Origin of the sequence: Bacillus sp. FSL K6-1003, from assembly GCF_037964945.1 — a bacterium.
GTDB lineage: Bacteria > Bacillota > Bacilli > Bacillales > Bacillaceae > Bacillus > Bacillus mojavensis.
In genome coordinates, this window is sequence record NZ_CP150176.1 from 2,719,204 (window position 1) to 2,739,044 (window position 19,841).

Consider the following 19,841-nt stretch of genomic DNA (forward strand, 5'->3'; position numbering starts at 1 on the left):
ATTATAGCAGATGGACGGCAAAAAAAAGAAAAAGAAAGGAAAATCTTTCTTTTTCTCAAAATATAAACAGATATATAAGACCAATCAACAAAAAGATTCCCGCCGCGGCGAGCAGTATTTTTGCAAGCTTTTCCATCTATTCTCCGTCCCCTTATATTCCGGCTGCCACAACAAATGAAAGCCCGACAGAAATGACAAATGAGATAAAGCCGACAGCCCGGTTATCGTTTTCAATTTCTTGATCAATTTTAAACCGCGGTGTCAAAAACTCAAAAATGAAGTAGCTGATCAAAAGCATAACAAACCCGTACACACCCCAGCCGATCATTTGCAGCAGAGAATTGTGCTGAGAGATGGAGTGCTGGAACACATTTGCTATCCCTAAAATTTTCCCGCCGGTCGCCATTGCCACAGCGAGATTACCATTTTGAATCTCTTCCCAGTTTTTATAAGCTGTCACCAGCTCAAACACAGTCAAAAAGAGGACGAGGCAGAGAACCGCGACACTGTAATACGCCGCGATTTCCACAAGCTCGTTTTCCCAAAAATCACTCATGGCCATACTCCCTTTTATTTTAGTTCAACAATTGTAACGCCTGATCCTCCCTCACCAGCTTCACCGAAACGGGAGCTTTTAACGCTGCGATGATTTTTCAGGAGATCCTGCACGCCTTTTCTTAAAGCACCGGTACCTTTGCCATGGATAATGGACACTCTTGGATATCCCGCTAACACCGCGTCATCCAAGTATTTTTCAACACGGCTGAGTGCATTTTCATAGCGCTCGCCGCGAAGATCAAGTTCAAGCGATACGTGGTAATCTTTGCCCTTAACCGCTGTAATGTGTTTTTCTTTTTTTGATTCCGGAGCCGATTTGATAAATTCCAGATCTTTTTCTTTCACTTTCATTTTCAAAATGCCGATTTGAACATTCCATTCATTGCCGCCGGTTTTTTCAAGCAATGTACCTTTCTGCCCGAACGTAAGGACTTTTACTTCATCCCCAGGCTTCAAGACGCGTTTCTGCGTTTTCGGTTTTTCCGGTTTTTTGGACTTTTCAAAGGTCGGCATAGCGTCTTCTAATCGTTTCTTCGCGTTGATTAGTTCGTGATCCTTGAAAGGTTTGTGTTCTTCTTTAATCGAGCGTAATTCGTAAATGATGTCTTCAGCTTCTTTTGTGGCCGCTTTAACTTTTTCAGCCGCTTGCAGTTCGGCCTCTTCCATCAATTTGTCTTTTTTGCTGTTGAGTTCGATGATTTGCTGCTGCAGCTCTTTATGCAGCTTTTCGGCCTCTTTTCTGATCGACTCTGTTTCAGAAAGCTCTTCTTCCGCCCGTTTTTTGCTTTGTTCAAGAGACGCAATCATCGTATCGACCTCATTATGCTCGGCCGTCATTTCTGATTTCGCCTGCCCGATAATATGGTCCGGAAGCCCGAGCCGTTTAGAAATTTCAAAGGCGTTGCTTCGTCCCGGTACACCGATTAAGAGCTTGTAGGTTGGTGAAAGGGTCTCGATGTCAAATTCGACACTGGCGTTCATGACGCCTTCTCTGTTATAGCCATACGCCTTTAGCTCCGGATAATGCGTCGTCGCTAACACTCTGGCATTGGTGCGGTGGACTTCATCTAAGATGCTCATGGCGAGTGCCGCGCCTTCTTGCGGATCTGTACCCGCGCCCAGTTCATCAAAGAGCACAAGGCTGTTTTCGTTGACTTGCTCTAAAATGCCGACAATGTTCACCATATGGGAAGAAAATGTACTTAAGCTTTGCTCGATCGACTGTTCATCGCCGATATCAGCGAACACATGCTCAAATACAGCGGCTTCCGATCCTTCATCTGCCGGAATATGAAGGCCCGATTGCGCCATTAAGGTCAACAGCCCCAGTGTTTTTAAGGTAACTGTTTTCCCCCCGGTATTCGGCCCTGTAATCACGATCGTTGAAAAATCGCCGCCCAGCTCGATATCATTGGCGACCACTTGATCAGGCGGAAGCAATGGATGGCGCGCTTTTTTCAGACGGATAAAGCCGCTGTCATTCATGGTCGGTTTTGTTGCTTTGACCGCTTTTGCGTACCTCGCTTTTGCAAAAATGAAGTCTAGCGTCTGCAGGACTTGCAAATCTTGAAAAAGCTCCTCTGTGTGCTCTGCCGTATGCTCTGTCAGCACGCGTAAAATCCGTTCAATTTCTTGTTTTTCTTTCACTTTCGCCTGCTGAAGCGAGTTGTTCATATCTACAATCGCCTGCGGTTCAATGAACAGGGTTGCGCCAGAAGAAGAGGTGTCATGCACAATACCTCCGTAGCTCGATCTGTACTCTTGTTTGACCGGGATAACAAAGCGGTCATTTCGGATGGTAACAATCGTATCAGACAGCATTTTGGAAGCGGAAGAGGAACGCAGAATGGATTCTAAACGGTCTCTGATTCTCGATTCGAGCGTTCTGAGCTGCGTGCGGATACCTCTTAACGTTTCTGACGCGTGGTCAAGCACTTCGCCGTGATCATCTATGCAGGAATTGATTTCTCGTTCTAAATCGGGCAGTGTAATGAGCTGTTCAGTATATTGCTGCATCAGCGGAATGTCGACTCCGTCTTCAGCCATTTGTCCGAGAAAATGTTTCATTTGTTTGACTGCGTAAAGCAGCCCTGATATTTCAGTGAATTCCGAGGGACTGAGAACGCTGCCGATTTCTGCCCGTCTTAATGCCCCTCTGATATCGGTAAGGCCGCCAAACGGCGCCTGGCCTCGCAGCCGGATGATCGCAGAGGCTTCATCTACCTCATCCAGCTGTTTTTTGATTTCGTCAATCGAAGCAGAAGGCTTTAGCTGGAGAAGCATTTCTTTTCCGAGCGAAGAAGCGGCGTGCTCGATTACCTGTTCTTTCACTTTATGGAATTCAAGAGATGATAATACTTTTTGCTGCACGGTTGTGTGAGCCTCCTTACTTAATCGTTGCGCTTCAGGAATGCCTGTACGTCTTCAAGCGACCGGGCATTCAGGACGTTTTTCGTTTCCGTCCAGCCTTTGCGCGCGGCAGTGACGCCGGTTTTCATATCGTTTAACATCTCGATGTTATGGGCATCGGTATTAATGACCAATGTAACCCCTTGTTCATTTGCTTTGATTAAATGCTCTGTCCGCAGGTCAAGACGCGCAGGATTAGAGTTGAGTTCAAGCGCCGTATTTGTTTTCTTCGCGAGCTCAATCAGTTTGTCGATATCGATTTCGTAACCGGCACGTCTGCCGATGAGGCGTCCGGTCGGATGTGCGATAATGTCGACATGCTTGTTGGTCAGTGCCGTCTCAAGCCGCTTCATAATGACGTGCTCCGGCTGATTAAAGCTTGAATGGATTGATGCAATGACAAGATCCATTTCCGCCAGCACATCGTCATCATAATCAAGTGTGCCGTCAGGAAGAATATCCATCTCAACGCCTTTAAAAATACGGAAGTTCTCAAACTCAGCATTCAGCGCGTCAATTTCTTTCGCCTGCTGCTTGAGCCTTTCAGCAGTCAGCCCGTTGGCGACCTTTAAATATTGGGAGTGATCAGTGATGGCCATGTACTGATAGCCATTTTTCATGCATGCTTCAGCCATTTCCCTGATCGAAAAGGCACCATCGCTCCATGTGGAGTGCATGTGGAGATCGCCTTTAATTTGATCGTGCTCTATGAGTTCAATGCTGTCATTGTAGGATTCCACCTCTTGTCCGCTTTCACGGAGTTCCGGCGGAATCAGGGGCAAGCCGAAGTGTGCGTAAAATTCCCGTTCGCTCGGGAAGGTTTTGATTTCTCCTGTTTCAACCGTCTCGACACCGTACTCACTAATCCGTTCGCCGCGTTCTTTTGCTATTTGCCGCATTTTGATATTATGGTCCTTCGATCCCGTAAAATGATGAAGAGTTGTCGGGAATTGTTCTTCCGTCACGAGACGGAAATCGACACTGGTTTCATATTCAAAGGAAAGAATGACGGATACCTTCGTGTCCCCGCTGGCAATGACGCTTTTGATGTTTGGCAGCGCAAGCAGCTGCTCTCTTACTTCAGCGGGATGATCCGTCGCAATAATATAATCCAGATCTTTGACGGTTTCGCGTGCTCTTCGGAGACTTCCGGCACGGGAATATTTGATGATGTCTGTCAATTGAGAAAGATGCTCTTCAATTTCCCGCGCGACCCGGAGCGCATAGCCAATCGGAAAACGTTCAGGCTGTTTTCCGGCTTCCCCGAGCGCCTGCAATATTTTTTCTTCTGATTTCTTGCCGAATCCCGCCAGCCCTTGGACTTTCTGCTGCTCGCAGGCTTCCTTCAATGATTCTGCATCATGTACGCCGAGCTCTTTATACAGCTTTGCGATTTTTTTGCCGCCGAGCCCCGGCAGCTTCAATAAAGGCACCAGTCCTTCCGGCACCTCCTGCTGCAGAGATTCGAGCGTACTTGACTTTCCTTCATCTATATATTCTTTTATGACGCTGTACGTGCCTTTCCCGATACCGGACAGCGACATCATGTCGTCCATTTCTGATAAACTGCGGTCGTCCTGTTCCAGGGCTGCCGCTGCTTTTCGGAATGCCGAAACTTTAAACGGGTTGTCCCCTTTCAGTTCCATGTAGACTGCAATGGTTTCCAGCAGCCGGATAATATCTTTTTTATGCATAGAATAACCCCCAGACCTTCACATATGTTTCCATCATACTTGAAAAAAACTTCTCCGGACAAGAGAAGTTTTTTATCCTCCGTATTGCGTCCAGAGCTCCTGTAAAAGCCCTGACAAATACGGTGTATGGTTAATCATGACATTTGCGAGAGATGAATGCCCCATCATTTGCTGTAAGCCGTCTATCGGAAGTACGGAAGCAACATACAGAAGCACAAATGTAAATAAATAGACTTCCAGAAAACCGAGAACAGCGCCGAGCATTTGGTTGATTTGTTTAATCAAAGGAATGCTCGCTATAATACTTAGGAATGAGCCGATGATTCTCAGTAAGATTTTAGCGATCATAAACAGAACGACAAATGCAATCGCATTATAATAGGCTGCTTCCAAATTTCCCGAGAAAAAAGAAAACGCCGGCTGTCCCGCTGAAAAATCGGGCGCGGGAATCCACTTCAAATGCGGCGCGACATTCTTATAGAATAAAGACGCAAACGCGATCGAAAGAATAAAGCTCGTCAAGCGGATAAACTGGAGGATAAAACCGCGTTTTAATCCCAGTAAAGTCCCCATCAGGAGCAAGATTAAGATGATGATATCTAGCATAGTTGTTCAATCCTTTTCTTTAAGCTGACGCTCCAGTTTTTCATATTCCTCTTTTAATTTCACATAGTCATGCACCACATTTACCGCTGTCAGCACTGCAAGTTTATTTATATCAAGATATGGATTTTTTTGATTGATTTCTCTCATTTTATCATCAACAATTCCGGCCACATATCTCATATGGGCTCTGCTTTCTTCACCGATAATAGTGAAGTGCTGGCCGTAAATGTCAACGGTTGTTTTCGTTTTTTCGCCGTCAGACAACGTTTCTCCTCCATTCCGTGAGAATCCTAGTTCCTATCATAACACGTTTATTAATTGAATGGAAAGACGAGCCTCCCGCTGTTATGATACACTGGTAGATACAGCGAAACGTGTAAAAAAAGGAGATTATTACGTGTCCCATTCTGTGATAAAAGTACCAATGTCTGCTATTGACCAAATGAAAACAGCGTATAACAGTTCACTTACTGCATCTGTGCCGCAAGGTGCCATTTTTCAGGCAAAACCGGCAGGCTGTACCATTACAGCCTATAAGTCAGGTAAGGTATTGTTTCAGGGAAAAAACGCAGAGACAGAATCTGCCCGCTGGGGAACTGCTGAGCCGCAGGAAAAGAAGAAAACAGCAAAAAAGCCGGCTGATTCACGCTACGCCCCTCCCACAGACATCGCAGGCATGTCTGTCATCGGTTCTGACGAGGTCGGAACCGGAGATTACTTTGGACCAATGACGGTTGTGTGCGCATACGTTGACAAAACAAAGCTTCCTTTAATGAAGGAACTCGGTGTAAAGGATTCTAAACACTTAAAGGATCCGCAAATCATTGAGATCGCCCGAAGCCTGATCAAAACCATTCCGTACAGCCTGCTCGTTTTAAAAAACGAAAAGTACAACAGCATGCAGGAAAGAGGCATGAGTCAGGGAAAAATGAAAGCTCTCTTGCATAATCAAGCCATTACCCATCTTTTACGAAAAATGGACGGAGTAAAGCCTGAGGCGATCCTGATCGACCAATTCGCCGAGCCCGGCGTCTACTACAACCATTTAAAGGGAAGAGATATTGTACAGGAGCGCACCTATTTCAGCACAAAAGCTGAAGGCATTCACCTATCAGTCGCTGCTGCATCGATTATTGCGAGATATTCCTTTTTAATGGAAATGGATAAGCTTTCGCGCGAGGCGGGGATGACACTGCCGAAAGGGGCCGGCCCTCATGTAGATGAAGCGGCCGCCAAACTGATCATCAAAAAAGGGGTACCCGCTCTCCGAACCTTTACAAAGCTTCATTTTGCCAATACCCAGAAAGCGCAGCGCCTGGCAGATAAAAAACGTTCATAGAAAAAAGCTTGCAGATGTTCTCTGCAAGCTTTTTTATTAGCCTCTCAATACGGCCTGATAAGTGTTTTCCAACGCTTTCAGGACTTTGTCGTGCGCTTTTGTCACTTCTTCTTCAGTCAGCGTTTGCTCTGGATTTACATATTGGAGTGAGAAAGCGACTGACTTTTTGCCTTCCTCCATATGCTCGCCTTCGTAGACGTCAAAGACGGTTACTTCTTTCAGAAGCTTCCCGCCCGCCTCTTTGATGACGCTCTCGAGCTGGCCGCTTGTCACTGATTGATCTGTCACAAGCGCGATATCACGTGTCACAGACGGATATTTCGGAATCGCTGTGTACACGAGCGGCGCCGTGTCTGCTGTAAGCAGCGTGTGAAGATCAAGTTCGAACACGTACGTTTCTTTAATATCCAGTTCTTTTTCCAGTGAAGGATGGACTTGGCCAATAAAGCCGATAAGAGAACCGTTTAAAAGAATATTCGCAGTTCTGCCCGGGTGCAGCTGTTTTCTTTCTGATTGCACAAATTCAATGCTGTCCAGGACGTTCAGTTTATCTAACAGCCCTTCTACAATTCCTTTTGCGACAAAGAAATCGACTGGTTTTTTCTCGCCCTGCCACAGATGCTTGCGCCATAAACCGGTTACCGCACCTGCCACGCGCTCCGTTTCAACAGGTTTCGTATCCTCTTCCTTCGTCAGGAAAACGGAACCGACTTCGTACAATGCAACCGAATCAGTTTGTCTTGCCAGGTTGTAAGAAACGGATTCAAGCAGATTCGGAACAAGGCTGTGTCTGAGAATGCTTCTTTCTTCACTCATTGGAAGCGCAAGGACAGTGTTAAACGATTTTTCAATCGCAAATGCCGCCGCTTTTTTCTCGTTTGTTAATGAGTAGGTAATCGCTTGTGATAAGCCGGCCCCTTCTAGAAAACGTCTGACTTTACGGCGATTTGCCTGGTAAGGCGTCAATCCGCCTGTAGTTCCCGCTGTTTCAGGAAGTGTAGACGGAATGTTGTCGTAGCCGTACAATCTTGCCGCTTCTTCAACCAAATCCTCTTCGATTCGAATGTCACCTCGGCGTGACGGAACAGTCACAACGAGCAAGTCATTTGCTTCTCCGACAGTAAAGCCAAGACGCTTATAAATGCTGATCAGTTCTTCTTTGCTGATCGTCATGCCGAGAACGCTGTTCACCTTGTCGGCCGATACATGAATGTTGTTTGCTTCGATTGTGAGATGGTCTTCTTCAACGGTTCCGGCAAGCACTTCACCGCCGGCATACAGGTGGATCAGCTGTGCCGCGCGTTCTGCCGCAAGACGCACACGCGCAGGATCAATGCCTTTTTCGAATCTTGCACTCGATTCACTTCTCAAACCAAGATCTTTTGAAGCCTTGCGAACCGTCTGCCCGTTGAAGAACGCAGCTTCAAGCAAAATCGTTGTTGTGTCTTCCCGAACTTCTGATTCTGCTCCTCCCATGACACCAGCAACAGCTTGTGCTTTAGACCCGTTTGTAATGACAAGGTGATCGGCAGACAGTTTTCGTTCTTGATCGTCAAGTGTTAAAATCGTTTCATTTTCAACAGCTTTTCTGACGACGACTTCCTTAGAGCCGAATCTGTCATAATCAAACGCGTGAAGCGGCTGTCCATACTCCAATAAAACAAAATTTGTGATATCAACGACGTTGTTATGCGGGCGAATGCCTGCATTCATCAGCTTTGTCTGCATCCAAAGCGGTGACGGAGCTATTTTTACGTTTTTAATGATTTTTGCTGCATACAGCGGATTTGCTTCCCGGTCTTCAACTTTGACAGAAATGTAGTCTGACGCTTGTTCTGAAGCGACTGGGTAATCCGTTTGCGGAAGCTTTACCTCTGTGTCTAAAATCGCCGCAACCTCATAAGCAACTCCAAGCATGTTCATCGCATCAGCGCGGTTCGGTGTTAAACCGAGCTCTAAGACAGCATCGTCGAGCTGTAAAGCCGCTAACGCATCACTTCCTGTTTCAACATCATTTGGGAAAACGAAAATGCCTTCCGCATATTCCTTCGCCACAAGCTTGCTCTCAATACCGAGCTCTTGTAAGGAACAGATCATGCCGTTTGATTCTTCGCCGCGAAGCTTGGCTTTTTTGATTTTGAAATTGCCCGGAAGCACCGCACCGACTGTAGCGACTGCAACTTTTTGCCCTTTATCCACGTTTGGCGCGCCGCAAATGATCTGTACGGGTGCCTCCGCTCCAATATCTACAAGGCACTTATTCAGCTTATCGGCGTTTGGATGCTGCTCGCGCTCCAGCACATGGCCGATAACAACGCCTTTAATGCCTTCCCCTTTATACTCAATTCCTTCAACTTCAATACCGGCTCTTGTTATTTTCTCAGCAAGAACAGCCGGATCCATGCCTTTTAAATCAACATAATCCTCTAACCATTTATAAGAAACAAACATTCTAGCATCCTCCTCTTACGCCTGTTTAAACTGCGAAATAAATCTGACATCGTTTGTGTAGAAGTGGCGGATATCATCGATGCCGTATTTCAGCATCGCGATGCGCTCAACACCCATTCCGAACGCAAAGCCCTGATATTCCTTCGGATCAAAGCCGGCCATTTCCAGCACATTCGGGTGAACCATGCCGGCACCGAGGATCTCAATCCAGCCTGTTCCTTTACATACAGAGCAGCCGTTTCCTCCGCACTTAAAGCACGTTACGTCTACTTCTACTGAAGGCTCGGTAAATGGGAAGAAGCTTGGGCGCAGTCTGATTTCACGGTCTTGCCCGAACATTTTTTTCGCAACGAGTTCAAGGGTTCCTTTTAAATCACTCATGCTGATGTTTTTATCAACAACAAGCCCTTCAATCTGCATAAATTGGTGAGAGTGTGTCGCGTCATCATTATCGCGGCGGTATACTTTCCCAGGGCAAATGATTTTAACAGGCCCTTTGCCTTTGTGCTTTTCCATCGTCCGTGTCTGAACAGGAGAGGTTTGCGTTCTCATCAGCATTTCCTCTGTGATGTAAAAGCTGTCCTGCATATCGCGGGCAGGGTGTTCTTTCGGCAGGTTAAGCGCTTCGAAGTTGTAGTAATCCGTCTCGACCTCAGGGCCTTCTTCAACGGTATAGCCCATTCCGATAAATAGATCTTCAATTTCTTCAATGACAACAGTGAGCGGATGGCGTCCGCCGATTGCGACAGGATTACCCGGGAGTGTGACGTCAATTGTCTGTCCCGCTAGCTTCTGTTTCATTTCTTCTTCCTCAAGCTTTTCGTTTTTAGCTGCAATCGCATTGGCGATTCGTTCTCTTACCTCATTGGCAAGAGCGCCCATTTTCGGACGCTCCTCCGCAGAAAGCTTGCCCATTCCGCGCAGCACTTCTGTGATCGGCCCTTTTTTTCCGAGATATTGAACCCGAATATCATTGACAACCTTCAATGAGCTTGCCGCTTCTACTTGATCTAAAGCTTCTTGTTCCAGCTGTTTTAGCTTTTCTTCCATTTTGCATCCTCCTTTTATGTAAACAAACCGTTATATGTCTTTGGAAAACAAAAAAACCCGCCCCTTGTAGGACAAGGGACGAGTTGTGGCCGCGGTACCACCCTTATTTCAGACAGACTGATGCTGTCGTCAGCTTCATTGACATAACGGAATCAGATTCCGGTTCACCTTTACGCGCAAGCTGCGCGGTCCCGGTGACAACTCGAGAGGCGAAACCAATTTCCGGCTGCATTAAAAATGCTCTCAGTCTGCGGCATTTTCTCCCTGGAAGGCAGTTGATCAGAAATCGAGATCCTCTGTCACGGTTTTTCAAATATTATGTTCTATTATAGTGAAATACTCCGCTCGGCGCAACACTATCCTCGCAAGTGGTACACCAGGATAGCCGCCGCAATTGCAACGTTCAGTGATTCAGCCTGCCCGTACAGCGGAACGTACAGGTTCAAATCTGTTTTTTCCAGCAACCCTGCATCCACCCCCGCCCCTTCATTGCCGACGATTAAAGCAAATGAACTGGATGGTGAAATGTCCTGGTAAGGCGCCCCGTTTTGCAGTGCTGTGCCGTACACTTTTACGCCCTCTGCTTTTAATTCATCCACGTATGATTGTAAATTTCTTCTCACAACAGGAATGTGAAAATGGGAGCCTTGCGCGGACCGCAGCGTTTTTCCGTTAAACGCATCCGCCGTGCCGTCACCGAGCACAACCGCATCCAAACCGGCTGCGTCCGCCGTGCGAATCATCGTGCCGAGATTCCCCGGATCTTGAACAGCGTCAATCAGCAGCACCCGTTTAGGCGACGCGAGCTTTTCTTCTGGCATATGGCAAACAGCGGCGATCCGCTGCGGTGTTTCCGTTTCTGTTACAGCTGAAAACGCGTCTTCGCTCAGCACGTAGCACTGGATGCCTATATCAAGGTTCGGCGGGATGTCCGCTTCATCCTTGACAAGAATTTCTTTCACCGCACCCGGGCTCTTTAAGGCTTCTTCAACAAGATGTTCTCCTTCAATCAAATAGGTATTCGTTTTTGTTCGTTCTTTTTTTGTATGAAGTTTTTTCCAATCCTTCACTTTTTGGTTTTTTGCCGATTCTATTTGTTTCACTGTCTGTGTGGCTCTCCTTTTTTTAACATGATGTTATTATATCGCAAGAACAGCACATAATAAACCGGGTGCGGGGTTAGAATATACGTATTACATTTTAGAAAAAAAGGAGCGCTTCATATGGATCTTAATTTACGTCATGCCGTCATTGCCAATGTAACGGGCAATGATCAGGAGCAGCTTGAGCACACAATAGTGGACGCAATTCAAAGTGGTGAAGAAAAAATGCTTCCGGGACTCGGCGTTTTGTTTGAAGTCATTTGGCAGCACGCATCCGAGAGTGAGAAACAAGAAATGTTAAAGACGTTGGAAGGCGGATTAAAACCTGCCCAATAGCCATCAAAACCGGGTGACAGCGCCCGGTTTTTTTCTTATATAATAAAAACATGAGGGGGATCGCCGCCATGTTTTTACAACCGCTGTTAGCGAAAAAAATCATTGCCGAAGTGAAAAAAATGTATGAACGTGAAGTCATTATTGTCAGCACAGACGGCCTCATTATGGCAAGCACTAATGATGAGCGAGTCGGGCTATTTCATGAAGGAGCGCTCATCTGCGCGAAAGAGAAACGCAATGTGATCATTACAAAAGAAGATGAAAAGAGACTCAAAGGGGTAAAGGCGGGGTTGAACCTCCCCGTATTTTCTGAGCGTGATGTCATCGCCGTGTTCGGACTGACGGGAGAGCCTGCTGAGATTCAGCCGTATGGAGAGCTGCTCAGGAAAATGACAGAGCTCTTCATTAAAGAATCGTGGCATTTGGAGCAGACCCAGTGGCGCGAGAGAATGCTGGAATCCTTTATGATCGACTGGCTGCAATTAAAAGAATGGTCTCCGGGTTTTCTCGAAAAGGCGCAGATTCTTGGCGTTGACCTTACCTCCCTCCGCCAGGTGATCCTCATTCAAGGGCACGAATGGTCTCCCGGCGATATTGATCAAATGGCACGTTCTTGGAAGTCAGTGTTTCCATCCGATCTATTCATCAGATGGGGAAATGAACGTATTCTGATTAATCACGAAGTGCCGAACCATGAACAAAAGGAGCAGCTTTTGCGGCAAATTCAGCTTATTTGTTCATTGGCTGAACGCCTCGGAAACAGCCGAGCAGCTGCCGGCGTTGGGAGAGCTGTCAGCGGCTCCGGCCTGCCGCAGTCATATGAACAGGCTGAAAAAGCGCTGGCCGTCAGCCTTAAACGCAAAACCGCAGTATGTGAGGAAGATCTTAAGCTTGACATGTGCCTGACTGAGATCAGCCCGGGCACACGACATGAATTTCCGCAAAGAGTGCTCCAGGAAGCGCTCCGAAACGAAGAGCTTATGAATACGATACGAACGCTCTTCCATCACGATTTGTCCCTGAAAAAAACGGCTGAAGAGATGCATATACATATCAACACGCTCCGCTATCGCATGTCAAAGGCTGAACAGCTGACGGGTTTAAGTTTTCAGTGTACAGAGGACATCGTCACGATGTACGTCGCGCTTTATTTTTTAGATCAAGATACAAACTAGAGAGAGTTTCAGTTTCATATTTTGTATATTTCTCCATAGAAGGCTTCTCTTTTTTTCTTTTACAATAGATTGAAAGCGTTTTTTGACAGGGGGATGGGTGAACATGATCACCAAAGACGTAAAAGAACAGCTGATCCAAATCGTCGGACCGAAAAACTACGATGACTCGAAAGCCGGCCGTCTCGTGTATTCATATGACGCGACACCGCAATTTCAGTCTATGCCGGATGCTGTGATTGCGCCGAGAGATACACATGAAGTATCACGTATTTTGGAGATTTGCAGTGAGCATCGTGTACCGATTGTTCCAAGAGGATCGGGGACAAACCTGTGCGGGGGCACGTGCCCTACTGAAGGCGGGCTTGTTCTTCTCTTTAAGCATATGAATCAGATTCTTGAGATTGATGAAGAAAATTTGACGGCCACAGTCCAGCCTGGCGTGATTACCTTGGATATGATCCGTGCGGTTGAAAGCAAGGGATTGTTCTATCCGCCTGATCCGAGCTCTATGAAAATATCAACCATCGGAGGAAACATCAATGAAAATTCCGGCGGTCTTCGCGGCTTAAAATACGGCGTCACCCGTGACTACGTCATGGGGCTGGAGGTTGTTTTGGCAAACGGAGATATGATCCGCACCGGGGGAAAGCTTGCAAAGGATGTAGCCGGGTATGATCTCACGCGCCTTTTTGTCGGCTCAGAAGGGACACTCGGCATTGTGACAGAAGCGATTCTCAAACTCGTGCCAAAGCCAGAAACAAAGAAGACGCTGCTCGCCCTTTATGAAAATATTGATGCCGCTGCTCAAACGGTGTCAGCCATTATTGCCGAAAAAATCATACCGGCTACGCTTGAGTTTCTCGATCAGCCTACCCTTTTGGTGATTGAGGATTATGCCAAGATCGGCCTGCCGACAAATGCGAAGGCGGTTCTTTTAATTGAACAGGACGGGACAGCTGAAACCGTGGCTCGTGACATGGAAAACATCGAGGCAATTTGCAAAAAAGGCGCTGCCGTCTCCGTTCAAACTGCACAAACAGATGAGGAAGCATTCGCCCTCACTGAAGCCCGGCGTTCAGCGCTTTCTGCACTTGCCCGCTTAAAGCCGACCACCATTTTGGAGGATGCCACTGTACCGCGTTCAGAAATCGCGAATATGGTGAAAGCCATTAATGACATTGCCGCGAAATACGATATTTCGATCTGCACCTTTGGCCATGCCGGGGATGGAAACCTTCATCCGACATGCACGACAGACATAAGAAATAAGGATGAAATGGAGCGAGTCGAACAGGCTTTTGCCGAGATTTTTGAAAAAGCGATTGAGCTTGGCGGCACGATTACCGGGGAGCACGGGGTTGGGGCCATGAAAGCGCCTTACTTGGAAATGAAGCTGAAAAAAGAAGGCATCGCCGCGATGAAAGCAATAAAAGCGGCTTTTGATCCAAAAAACATCTTAAACCCTGGCAAAGTGTTTGCGAAAGATGCCAGAAAACGGGTGGTGACGGAAAGATGACAACAGAAAAAGAAATGAAACAGATCCAACGTGAGTTTAAAGAGCGTATGGATGAGAGCGAACTTTTGAATTGTATGCGCTGCGGATTCTGCCTGCCTTCTTGCCCGACCTATATCGAATCCGGTTTTCAGGAATCTCACTCGCCGCGCGGGCGAATCGCCTTAATGAAAGCAGTCGCCGACGGTGTGATTGAACCCGATGAAGATGTCGAGCGTTCACTGTCTCTTTGCCTCGGCTGCCGCGCATGTGAACCGGTATGCCCATCAGGCGTTAAATACGGACAGCTGCTGGAGGAAGCAAGAGATATTATCCACCAAAATAAAAAACACTCGCTCAGCACACGTGTGATGAGAAAAGCGGCTTTTCAGGAGCTCTTTCCGCATCAAAACCGGATGCGTTCGGCTGTGAGTCTCATCGGTTTGTACCAGCGGTCAGGGCTGCAGGCAGCTGTGCGAAAAACCGGCATGCTCCGTATTCTGCCTGAGCATTTGCGCACGATGGAAGCCGTTCTTCCGGATGTGCCTAAACGTGAAGAAATGAAGCAACGGCCGCGTTTATTGCCGGCGGCCGGCCCAGCTAAAAAAAGGGTCGCCTTTTTTTCAGGCTGTTTAATGGATACGATGTTTTTGCCGACAAACAATGCCACGCTGAAACTGCTACAGCTGGCAGGCTGTGAAATTGTCATCCCGCCTGAGCAGGCATGCTGCGGCGCACTGCATGGACACAGCGGTGAAAAAAATGCAGGACAGGAGCTTGCGAAACAAAACATAGCCGCGTTTGAAGCGCTAGACGTAGATGCTGTCATTACAAACGCGGGCGGTTGCGGAGCCTTTCTCACTGAATACGGCCATTTGCTGAAGGATGACCCCGAATGGGCGGAGCGGGCTGTTTCATTTGTTAAGAAGCTAAAAGATTTTTCATCCGTTTTGATTGAGCTTGATTTTCACCAGCAAGACTTGCGGCTTGAGACACCGAAGCTGATTACCTATCAAGATTCGTGCCACTTGAGAAATGTAATGCATACATCTTTGGAGCCCCGAAAGCTTCTTCAAAGCATCAAGGGAGCTGAATTCAGAGAAATGGATAAAGCGGACAGTTGCTGCGGATCAGCGGGAATTTACAATATCGTCGAAGCAGACATGTCAATGAAAATACTGGATAGTAAAATGGCTGCTGTCAAAGCAACTGAAGCAGCGGTCATTGTAACCGCCAATCCAGGCTGTCTTTTACAGATGAAGCTCGGCATTGAACGAGAGGATTTAAGCGGCAGGGTTCGAGCTGTTCACCTTGCTGATTTGCTATTGGAAGCCGCCGGGCCGCTAACATCATAAGAAAGCCCAAAACAGTGTCTGTTTTGGGCTTTGTGCTTTATTCCATCGGACTGCAAATTTCAATATAATGTCCGTCGGGATCGGCGATATAAGCGACCGTCTGTCCCCATGGCTTCACTTTAGGCTCCCCGATGATGGTTACACCGTGTTCTCTTACTTTTTTGATGACCGCTTCGACATTTTCAGTGACAAACCCGATTTCAAATGTTTGTGAAGAAACGGGTGTTTCCGGTATCTCTAACGGCGTCATTTCCTTGACACTTTCTCGTGTATTGAGCGCCAAAATGGTCGAGCCGGTATCAAACTCTACATATGTGCCGTGTTCTGCGCGGATCGGCAGCCCCAAAATATGCTCATAAAAATGAATCGAGCGCTGGCTGTCCGATACATACAGGATGATATACTTCATTGATAAATTCATATCTTTTCCCCCTTAAGGTTTCCATTTTTCCTTCTATCCCGGTATAGAGGCTTCCATTCTTAAGCTAGGATCTCTCCACATCTGCGCCCATTTTTTCACTGCCGCCACGATAATGATGAAGCCTAACAGCAGCATGATGATAGATAAAACGCCATTCAGGACACTGTACCCCGCAGCGTCTGGATTAAGATACACATAGCGCACCATCCAATAGCCAGCGTAATTCACAGTCACATATAAATAGGCGAGCGGAATGAGGCAGGTTAGGATATAACGGCGTTTGTCGGCGATTTTCAGCACAATGGTTGCCCCGATAATCAGACCCACTGAAGCCATCAGCTGATTGGAGACGCCAAACAGCGCCCAAATGGATCCGATATCTCCTGAGTAAAGCAAATAGCCCCACATAAAGCAGGCAAGCGCACTGGCAAATACAGCTCCGGGAATCCAGTCCGTTTTCTTCAGCGGCTTATACACCTCTCCGAAGAAGTCCTGAATCAAATAGCGTGCCACACGCGTGCCGGCGTCGATCGCCGTTAAAATAAACACTGCTTCAAACATAATGACAAATTGGAAAAAGTATGAGGCCAGATGACTGAAAAACGGAATTCCGGTAAAAATATAAGTCATCCCTACCGCAAGCGTGACGGCTCCCCCTGTTCTTCCCTCTAAGTCCAAACCGATGTCCCTGCTCAGTTCAGGCAAATGCACAACATCCATGCCGAGCGTACGGAAAACCTCAGGCGTGCTGTTGATCGCAAAGTAATCTGCAGGTTGCAAAGCAGTCGCCGCAATCAGCGCCATAATGCCGACAAGGCACTCAACAAGCATTGCACCGAAAGCAACCGGCTTCATATCACTCCATTTATTAAGCATTTTCGGCGTGGTGCCGGAACCGACAAAGGCATGAAACCCCGAGATCGCGCCGCAGGCTATCGTAATCGAGATGAATGGCCAGACAGGACCCGCAAGCACCGGCCCGCCTCCTTTTACAAATTCCGTAAAAGCCGGAAATGGAATGGACGGATTTACAACAAACACACCCGCAATTAAAGCGATAAACACACCGATTTTCATAAAACTGCTTAAATAATCGCGCGGTGCGAGCAGCAGCCAGACCGGCAGCGCCGCTGCAAAAAATGCGTAAATCGGCAACGCAATTGCGAGCGTTTTCGTATCAAGGGTTAACAGATCACCAAATGCGGTAGTCTGCACCCAAGGGCCGATAAACACTCCAGCCATTAAAAATACAAAACCAATAGAAGACGCCAGCTTTAAATTCCCTGTTTTCTTATACAACAAGCCGACGCCCATCGCAATCGGTATCGTAATCCCTACAGCAAAAGTCCCCCACGGATTCCGTTCAAGCGCATGCAGCACAACCATCGACAGGCCCGCCATCGTAATGGTAATAATAAACAGCATCGACAGGCCCGTACAAAAACCGGCAACAGGACCAAGCTCATCCTTCGCCACTTCTGACAGTGACTTTCCGTTTTTACGCATTGACGCGAACAGCACAACAATATCATGAACGGCTCCCCCTATCACCGCCCCGATTAACAGCCATAATAATCCCGGCAAATAACCGAACTGCGCCGCGAGAATCGGTCCGACCAGCGGCCCGGCCGCCGCAATGGCCGCGAAATGATGACCGAATGAAACCCATTTATTCGTAGGCACATAGTCTTTTCCATCCTCAAGCGCATGTGCAGGCGTTGGCTTTTCATCATTCACTTTGAGAACCTTCACCATCATAAATGTTCCGTATAAACGATAGGCGATAGCCAATATACACATTGACGCTATCACAATTGTAACCGCATTCATTCCTCCCCAACCCCTTTGCTGTTTTTCATAAATATATCATAATTTCATGGTGAAAAGCGGTCATTTTTTCCTATACAAAAAAGCCGGCTTGAATGGGCCGGCTTGAGGCTGTTAGTTTAATTCAAAGTCTCCTGATGTTGTACGAACGTTTAAAAGATTAGAGGTTCCGCTTTCACCCATATAGCCTGTAATACGACGATCTGATTTTTCTTGATACATGATTTGATCTAAATTAACTGACGAATCACCTGAGTCAGTCTGAAAATCTACTGCCAAAGATGCCGGTTCTTTCTGATACTCTACGGACACATCTCCGCTCGTTGTATTGATGCTGATGTCTTCGTTCTTTTGCCCCTGAAGAAGATCAATATCCCCGGAGGTTGTCTTATAGCTCATCTTTTTAGATGTTGTGCGGCTGCTTTCTATTGATCCGCTTGTTGTCTTTACCTCACCTTGCCCCAATGAATTTTGGTCTGCTTGAACATCTCCGCTCGTTGTTTTTACCGTCATCTCGTTTTTGATGCGTGAGTCCTTCAGCTCAATATCTCCTGATGTAGAGTCAGCCGCTGATTGATCCATTTGCACATTTTCAATCAGAATATCGCCAGAGGTTGTCGTTACGGTTATCTCATCATACTTCTTTTCCGGAATAATGATTGTGATTTTCATATCCTTTTCGCTGCTCCACGGTATAAAGGAGATGCTATTCCTGTGCTCTTTTTGGTTAATCGTTAACGATTTGCCATCTTGGCTCACATCGAACAGCTTTTTACTTTTATCACTGATTTTTCCTTGAGCAGCTACCTGAATATCATCTGTTTGTCCGCTTTTGACCTCTGCATTCATCGAGCTCGTTGTTACCTTAATTTTTTTAATATCTGCAGCATCATAGGTTTCTTCAGCTTTCACCTCTTCATTTGTAAAATCCGAAGCAGCTGCAGAGATGACAGCTCCGATTACCCCAACTGCAAATACTGCCATCAATCCAATTATGATCTTTTTCATGCCTGCGCCCCCGTCACTAGCTTTAGGTTGTATCTGATATATCGTAAACTCATGCTATACAGCAGCTTGCCTAAATACCAAAGCCCTATACAAGATAGCAGCCCCAGACTGCCAAATGCGAGTGATAAAAAGAACTCCAGCATCATGTGCGTATTCGTATGAAACATTACCATACCGACAAACATAATCGGTGACACAGAAAGTGCAAGCGCCGCCCCGCATAGACCCACGTACACTCCAAAAATGCCAATAGCCGGTCCCAGCACGAAAATCAAATTTAACATGCTTATCGCTGCTGCTGAACACACCATGTGAAAGAGGTTCTTCTTAGGGCGCTGCACTGCTGGAGCAGTTTCCGTGACATCTGGAACCAATTCCTTTGCAATTTGTTTTGGAGAGCCGAGTTCCCTGATGATATCAGCTTCTAGCCTGCCTTCTTTCATCCCTTCGGTAATATGTTCTTCAAAATCAAATAAGATCTCACTCCGCTCTTCTTCAGAAAGCGGCTGTAACGCTTTACTTAACTCCTGTAAAAACAATTCTTGATTCATCGTTCTCCTCCCCTTGCCGCATCAATGATTTGATTGACAGATGCTGTGAACTGATCCCATTCTGCCAGCAGCAATTTCATTCGCATGAAACCAAGCTTTGACATCGTGTAATATTTTCTGGCAGGCCCTTCGGAAGACGGCGCCATATATGTTTCTAAATACTCTTCTTTCGTCAGTCTTCTGAGTAGAGGATATAAGGTGCCTTCTGCAATCGCCATGTGCCTGGAAATGTTTTGAGAAAGCTCATATCCGTATTGGTCTTTTTCAGATATTAATGCGAGCACACATAGCTCCAATGCTCCCTTTTTAAATTGAGCATTCATCATAAGATCCTCCTTGAGGCTTTTTCATTTTGTTTATTTTTTCCACCGGTTAACCATATCGTAACACCTACTATTGAACATTACAAGGTACTGAATCATATCCACTGTAAAAAAACAAAAACCGGAGAGTGATCTCCGGTTTT

19 protein-coding genes are annotated in these 19,841 nt (G+C 46.7%); 6 read left to right on the forward strand and 13 right to left on the reverse strand.

The window, feature by feature from the left end; genetic code table 11:
• Positions 1-151: 151 nt before the first annotated feature.
• The 5 genes from NSU16_RS13950 to zapA form a co-directional block, all read right to left on the reverse strand.
• A complete protein-coding gene (locus NSU16_RS13950) occupies positions 152-556 on the reverse strand; it encodes a DUF350 domain-containing protein (protein WP_010335217.1) in 405 nt (134 codons plus the stop codon).
• Between the two features lie 14 nt (positions 557-570).
• The gene (locus tag NSU16_RS13955) at positions 571-2,928 is read right to left on the reverse strand and encodes an endonuclease MutS2 (protein WP_339191222.1); all 2,358 of its coding nucleotides are present in this window, start codon (positions 2,926-2,928) and stop codon (positions 571-573) included.
• 20 nt (positions 2,929-2,948) lie between these two features.
• On the reverse strand, positions 2,949-4,661 hold the full coding sequence (gene polX, locus NSU16_RS13960; RefSeq protein ID WP_339191224.1) for a DNA polymerase/3'-5' exonuclease PolX: 1,713 nt from the start codon (positions 4,659-4,661) through the stop codon (positions 2,949-2,951).
• A 72-nt stretch (positions 4,662-4,733) separates the two neighbouring features.
• Positions 4,734-5,267: a CvpA family protein gene (locus NSU16_RS13965; protein WP_339191227.1), complete on the reverse strand. Its 534-nt coding sequence runs from the start codon at positions 5,265-5,267 to the stop codon at positions 4,734-4,736.
• 6 nt (positions 5,268-5,273) lie between these two features.
• The gene (gene zapA, locus NSU16_RS13970) at positions 5,274-5,531 is read right to left on the reverse strand and encodes a cell division protein ZapA (protein WP_010335221.1); all 258 of its coding nucleotides are present in this window, start codon (positions 5,529-5,531) and stop codon (positions 5,274-5,276) included.
• 133 nt (positions 5,532-5,664) lie between these two features.
• Here zapA and rnhC point away from each other — a divergent pair, with 133 nt between their 5' ends.
• Entirely contained in the window at positions 5,665-6,606 is a 942-nt protein-coding gene (gene rnhC / locus NSU16_RS13975) for a ribonuclease HIII (protein ID WP_339191230.1), read from the forward strand.
• A 36-nt stretch (positions 6,607-6,642) separates the two neighbouring features.
• On the opposite strand, the gene pheT is transcribed toward rnhC, so the two are convergent.
• Together pheT and pheS are read right to left on the reverse strand one after the other, a co-directional pair.
• Complete coding sequence (gene pheT / locus NSU16_RS13980) at positions 6,643-9,057, reverse strand: phenylalanine--tRNA ligase subunit beta (RefSeq protein WP_339191233.1); 2,415 nt, start codon at positions 9,055-9,057, stop codon at positions 6,643-6,645.
• Positions 9,058-9,072: 15 nt separating this feature from the next.
• Positions 9,073-10,107 carry a phenylalanine--tRNA ligase subunit alpha gene (gene pheS, locus NSU16_RS13985; RefSeq protein WP_059335559.1) on the reverse strand — a complete coding sequence of 345 codons (1,035 nt, stop codon included), beginning with the start codon at positions 10,105-10,107 and terminating at the stop codon, positions 9,073-9,075.
• A gap of 83 nt (positions 10,108-10,190) precedes the next feature.
• On the opposite strand from pheS, the gene NSU16_RS13990 reads away from it, so the two are divergent.
• Positions 10,191-10,439, forward strand: a complete 249-nt coding sequence (locus NSU16_RS13990) for a hypothetical protein (protein WP_081720845.1) — start codon at positions 10,191-10,193, stop codon at positions 10,437-10,439.
• Between the two features lie 24 nt (positions 10,440-10,463).
• Here the strand turns inward: NSU16_RS13990 and NSU16_RS13995 are convergent, their stop codons facing one another.
• Positions 10,464-11,210: an RNA methyltransferase gene (locus NSU16_RS13995; protein ID WP_339191235.1), complete on the reverse strand. Its 747-nt coding sequence runs from the start codon at positions 11,208-11,210 to the stop codon at positions 10,464-10,466.
• Between the two features lie 120 nt (positions 11,211-11,330).
• Here NSU16_RS13995 and sspI point away from each other — a divergent pair, with 120 nt between their 5' ends.
• From sspI to NSU16_RS14015, 4 genes are all read left to right on the forward strand, one after another.
• On the forward strand, positions 11,331-11,546 hold the full coding sequence (gene sspI / locus NSU16_RS14000) for a small acid-soluble spore protein SspI (protein ID WP_010335228.1): 216 nt from the start codon (positions 11,331-11,333) through the stop codon (positions 11,544-11,546).
• A gap of 68 nt (positions 11,547-11,614) precedes the next feature.
• A complete protein-coding gene (locus tag NSU16_RS14005; protein WP_268505217.1) occupies positions 11,615-12,721 on the forward strand; it encodes a sugar diacid recognition domain-containing protein in 1,107 nt (368 codons plus the stop codon).
• Between the two features lie 103 nt (positions 12,722-12,824).
• The gene (gene glcD / locus NSU16_RS14010) at positions 12,825-14,237 is read left to right on the forward strand and encodes a glycolate oxidase subunit GlcD (protein ID WP_339191237.1); all 1,413 of its coding nucleotides are present in this window, start codon (positions 12,825-12,827) and stop codon (positions 14,235-14,237) included.
• Positions 14,234-15,568: a (Fe-S)-binding protein gene (locus NSU16_RS14015; protein ID WP_339191239.1), complete on the forward strand. Its 1,335-nt coding sequence runs from the start codon at positions 14,234-14,236 to the stop codon at positions 15,566-15,568. The genes glcD and NSU16_RS14015 overlap by 4 nt, the downstream gene beginning before the upstream one ends.
• Positions 15,569-15,605: 37 nt before the next feature.
• Here NSU16_RS14015 and NSU16_RS14020 read toward each other — a convergent pair whose 3' ends face one another.
• The 5 genes from NSU16_RS14020 to NSU16_RS14040 form a co-directional block, all read right to left on the reverse strand.
• Positions 15,606-15,989, reverse strand: a complete 384-nt coding sequence (locus NSU16_RS14020) for a VOC family protein (protein WP_339191241.1) — start codon at positions 15,987-15,989, stop codon at positions 15,606-15,608.
• A gap of 33 nt (positions 15,990-16,022) precedes the next feature.
• Positions 16,023-17,819 (reverse strand): carbon starvation protein CstA, encoded by a 1,797-nt coding sequence (gene cstA, locus NSU16_RS14025; RefSeq protein WP_168748487.1) that lies wholly within the window; start codon positions 17,817-17,819, stop codon positions 16,023-16,025.
• A gap of 111 nt (positions 17,820-17,930) precedes the next feature.
• Positions 17,931-18,824, reverse strand: coding sequence for a DUF4097 family beta strand repeat-containing protein (locus NSU16_RS14030; protein ID WP_339191245.1), 894 nt, complete (start codon positions 18,822-18,824; stop codon positions 17,931-17,933).
• Positions 18,821-19,375: a DUF1700 domain-containing protein gene (locus NSU16_RS14035; RefSeq protein ID WP_326190963.1), complete on the reverse strand. Its 555-nt coding sequence runs from the start codon at positions 19,373-19,375 to the stop codon at positions 18,821-18,823. Before NSU16_RS14035 ends, NSU16_RS14030 begins: the two co-directional genes overlap by 4 nt.
• Positions 19,372-19,698, reverse strand: a complete 327-nt coding sequence (locus NSU16_RS14040) for a PadR family transcriptional regulator (protein WP_339192695.1) — start codon at positions 19,696-19,698, stop codon at positions 19,372-19,374. Before NSU16_RS14040 ends, NSU16_RS14035 begins: the two co-directional genes overlap by 4 nt.
• Positions 19,699-19,841: the final 143 nt, after the last annotated feature.

Bases quoted from the DNA above. Each gene is read 5' to 3' on its own strand.
- pheS (WP_059335559.1), bottom strand. From the start codon at position 10,107: ATGGAAGAAAAGCTAAAACAGCTGGAACAAGAAGCTTTAGATCAAGTA.
- NSU16_RS14040 (WP_339192695.1), bottom strand. From the start codon at position 19,698: ATGAATGCTCAATTTAAAAAGGGAGCATTGGAGCTATGTGTGCTCGCA.
- NSU16_RS14020 (WP_339191241.1), bottom strand. From the start codon at position 15,989: ATGAATTTATCAATGAAGTATATCATCCTGTATGTATCGGACAGCCAG.
- sspI (WP_010335228.1), top strand. From the start codon at position 11,331: ATGGATCTTAATTTACGTCATGCCGTCATTGCCAATGTAACGGGCAAT.
- NSU16_RS14015 (WP_339191239.1), top strand. From the start codon at position 14,234: ATGACAACAGAAAAAGAAATGAAACAGATCCAACGTGAGTTTAAAGAG.
- NSU16_RS13950 (WP_010335217.1), bottom strand. From the start codon at position 556: ATGAGTGATTTTTGGGAAAACGAGCTTGTGGAAATCGCGGCGTATTAC.
- polX (WP_339191224.1), bottom strand. From the start codon at position 4,661: ATGCATAAAAAAGATATTATCCGGCTGCTGGAAACCATTGCAGTCTAC.
- NSU16_RS14030 (WP_339191245.1), bottom strand. From the start codon at position 18,824: ATGAAAAAGATCATAATTGGATTGATGGCAGTATTTGCAGTTGGGGTA.
- cstA (WP_168748487.1), bottom strand. From the start codon at position 17,819: ATGAATGCGGTTACAATTGTGATAGCGTCAATGTGTATATTGGCTATC.
- NSU16_RS13965 (WP_339191227.1), bottom strand. From the start codon at position 5,267: ATGCTAGATATCATCATCTTAATCTTGCTCCTGATGGGGACTTTACTG.
- glcD (WP_339191237.1), top strand. From the start codon at position 12,825: ATGATCACCAAAGACGTAAAAGAACAGCTGATCCAAATCGTCGGACCG.
- NSU16_RS14035 (WP_326190963.1), bottom strand. From the start codon at position 19,375: ATGAATCAAGAATTGTTTTTACAGGAGTTAAGTAAAGCGTTACAGCCG.
- pheT (WP_339191233.1), bottom strand. From the start codon at position 9,057: ATGTTTGTTTCTTATAAATGGTTAGAGGATTATGTTGATTTAAAAGGC.
- NSU16_RS14005 (WP_268505217.1), top strand. From the start codon at position 11,615: ATGTTTTTACAACCGCTGTTAGCGAAAAAAATCATTGCCGAAGTGAAA.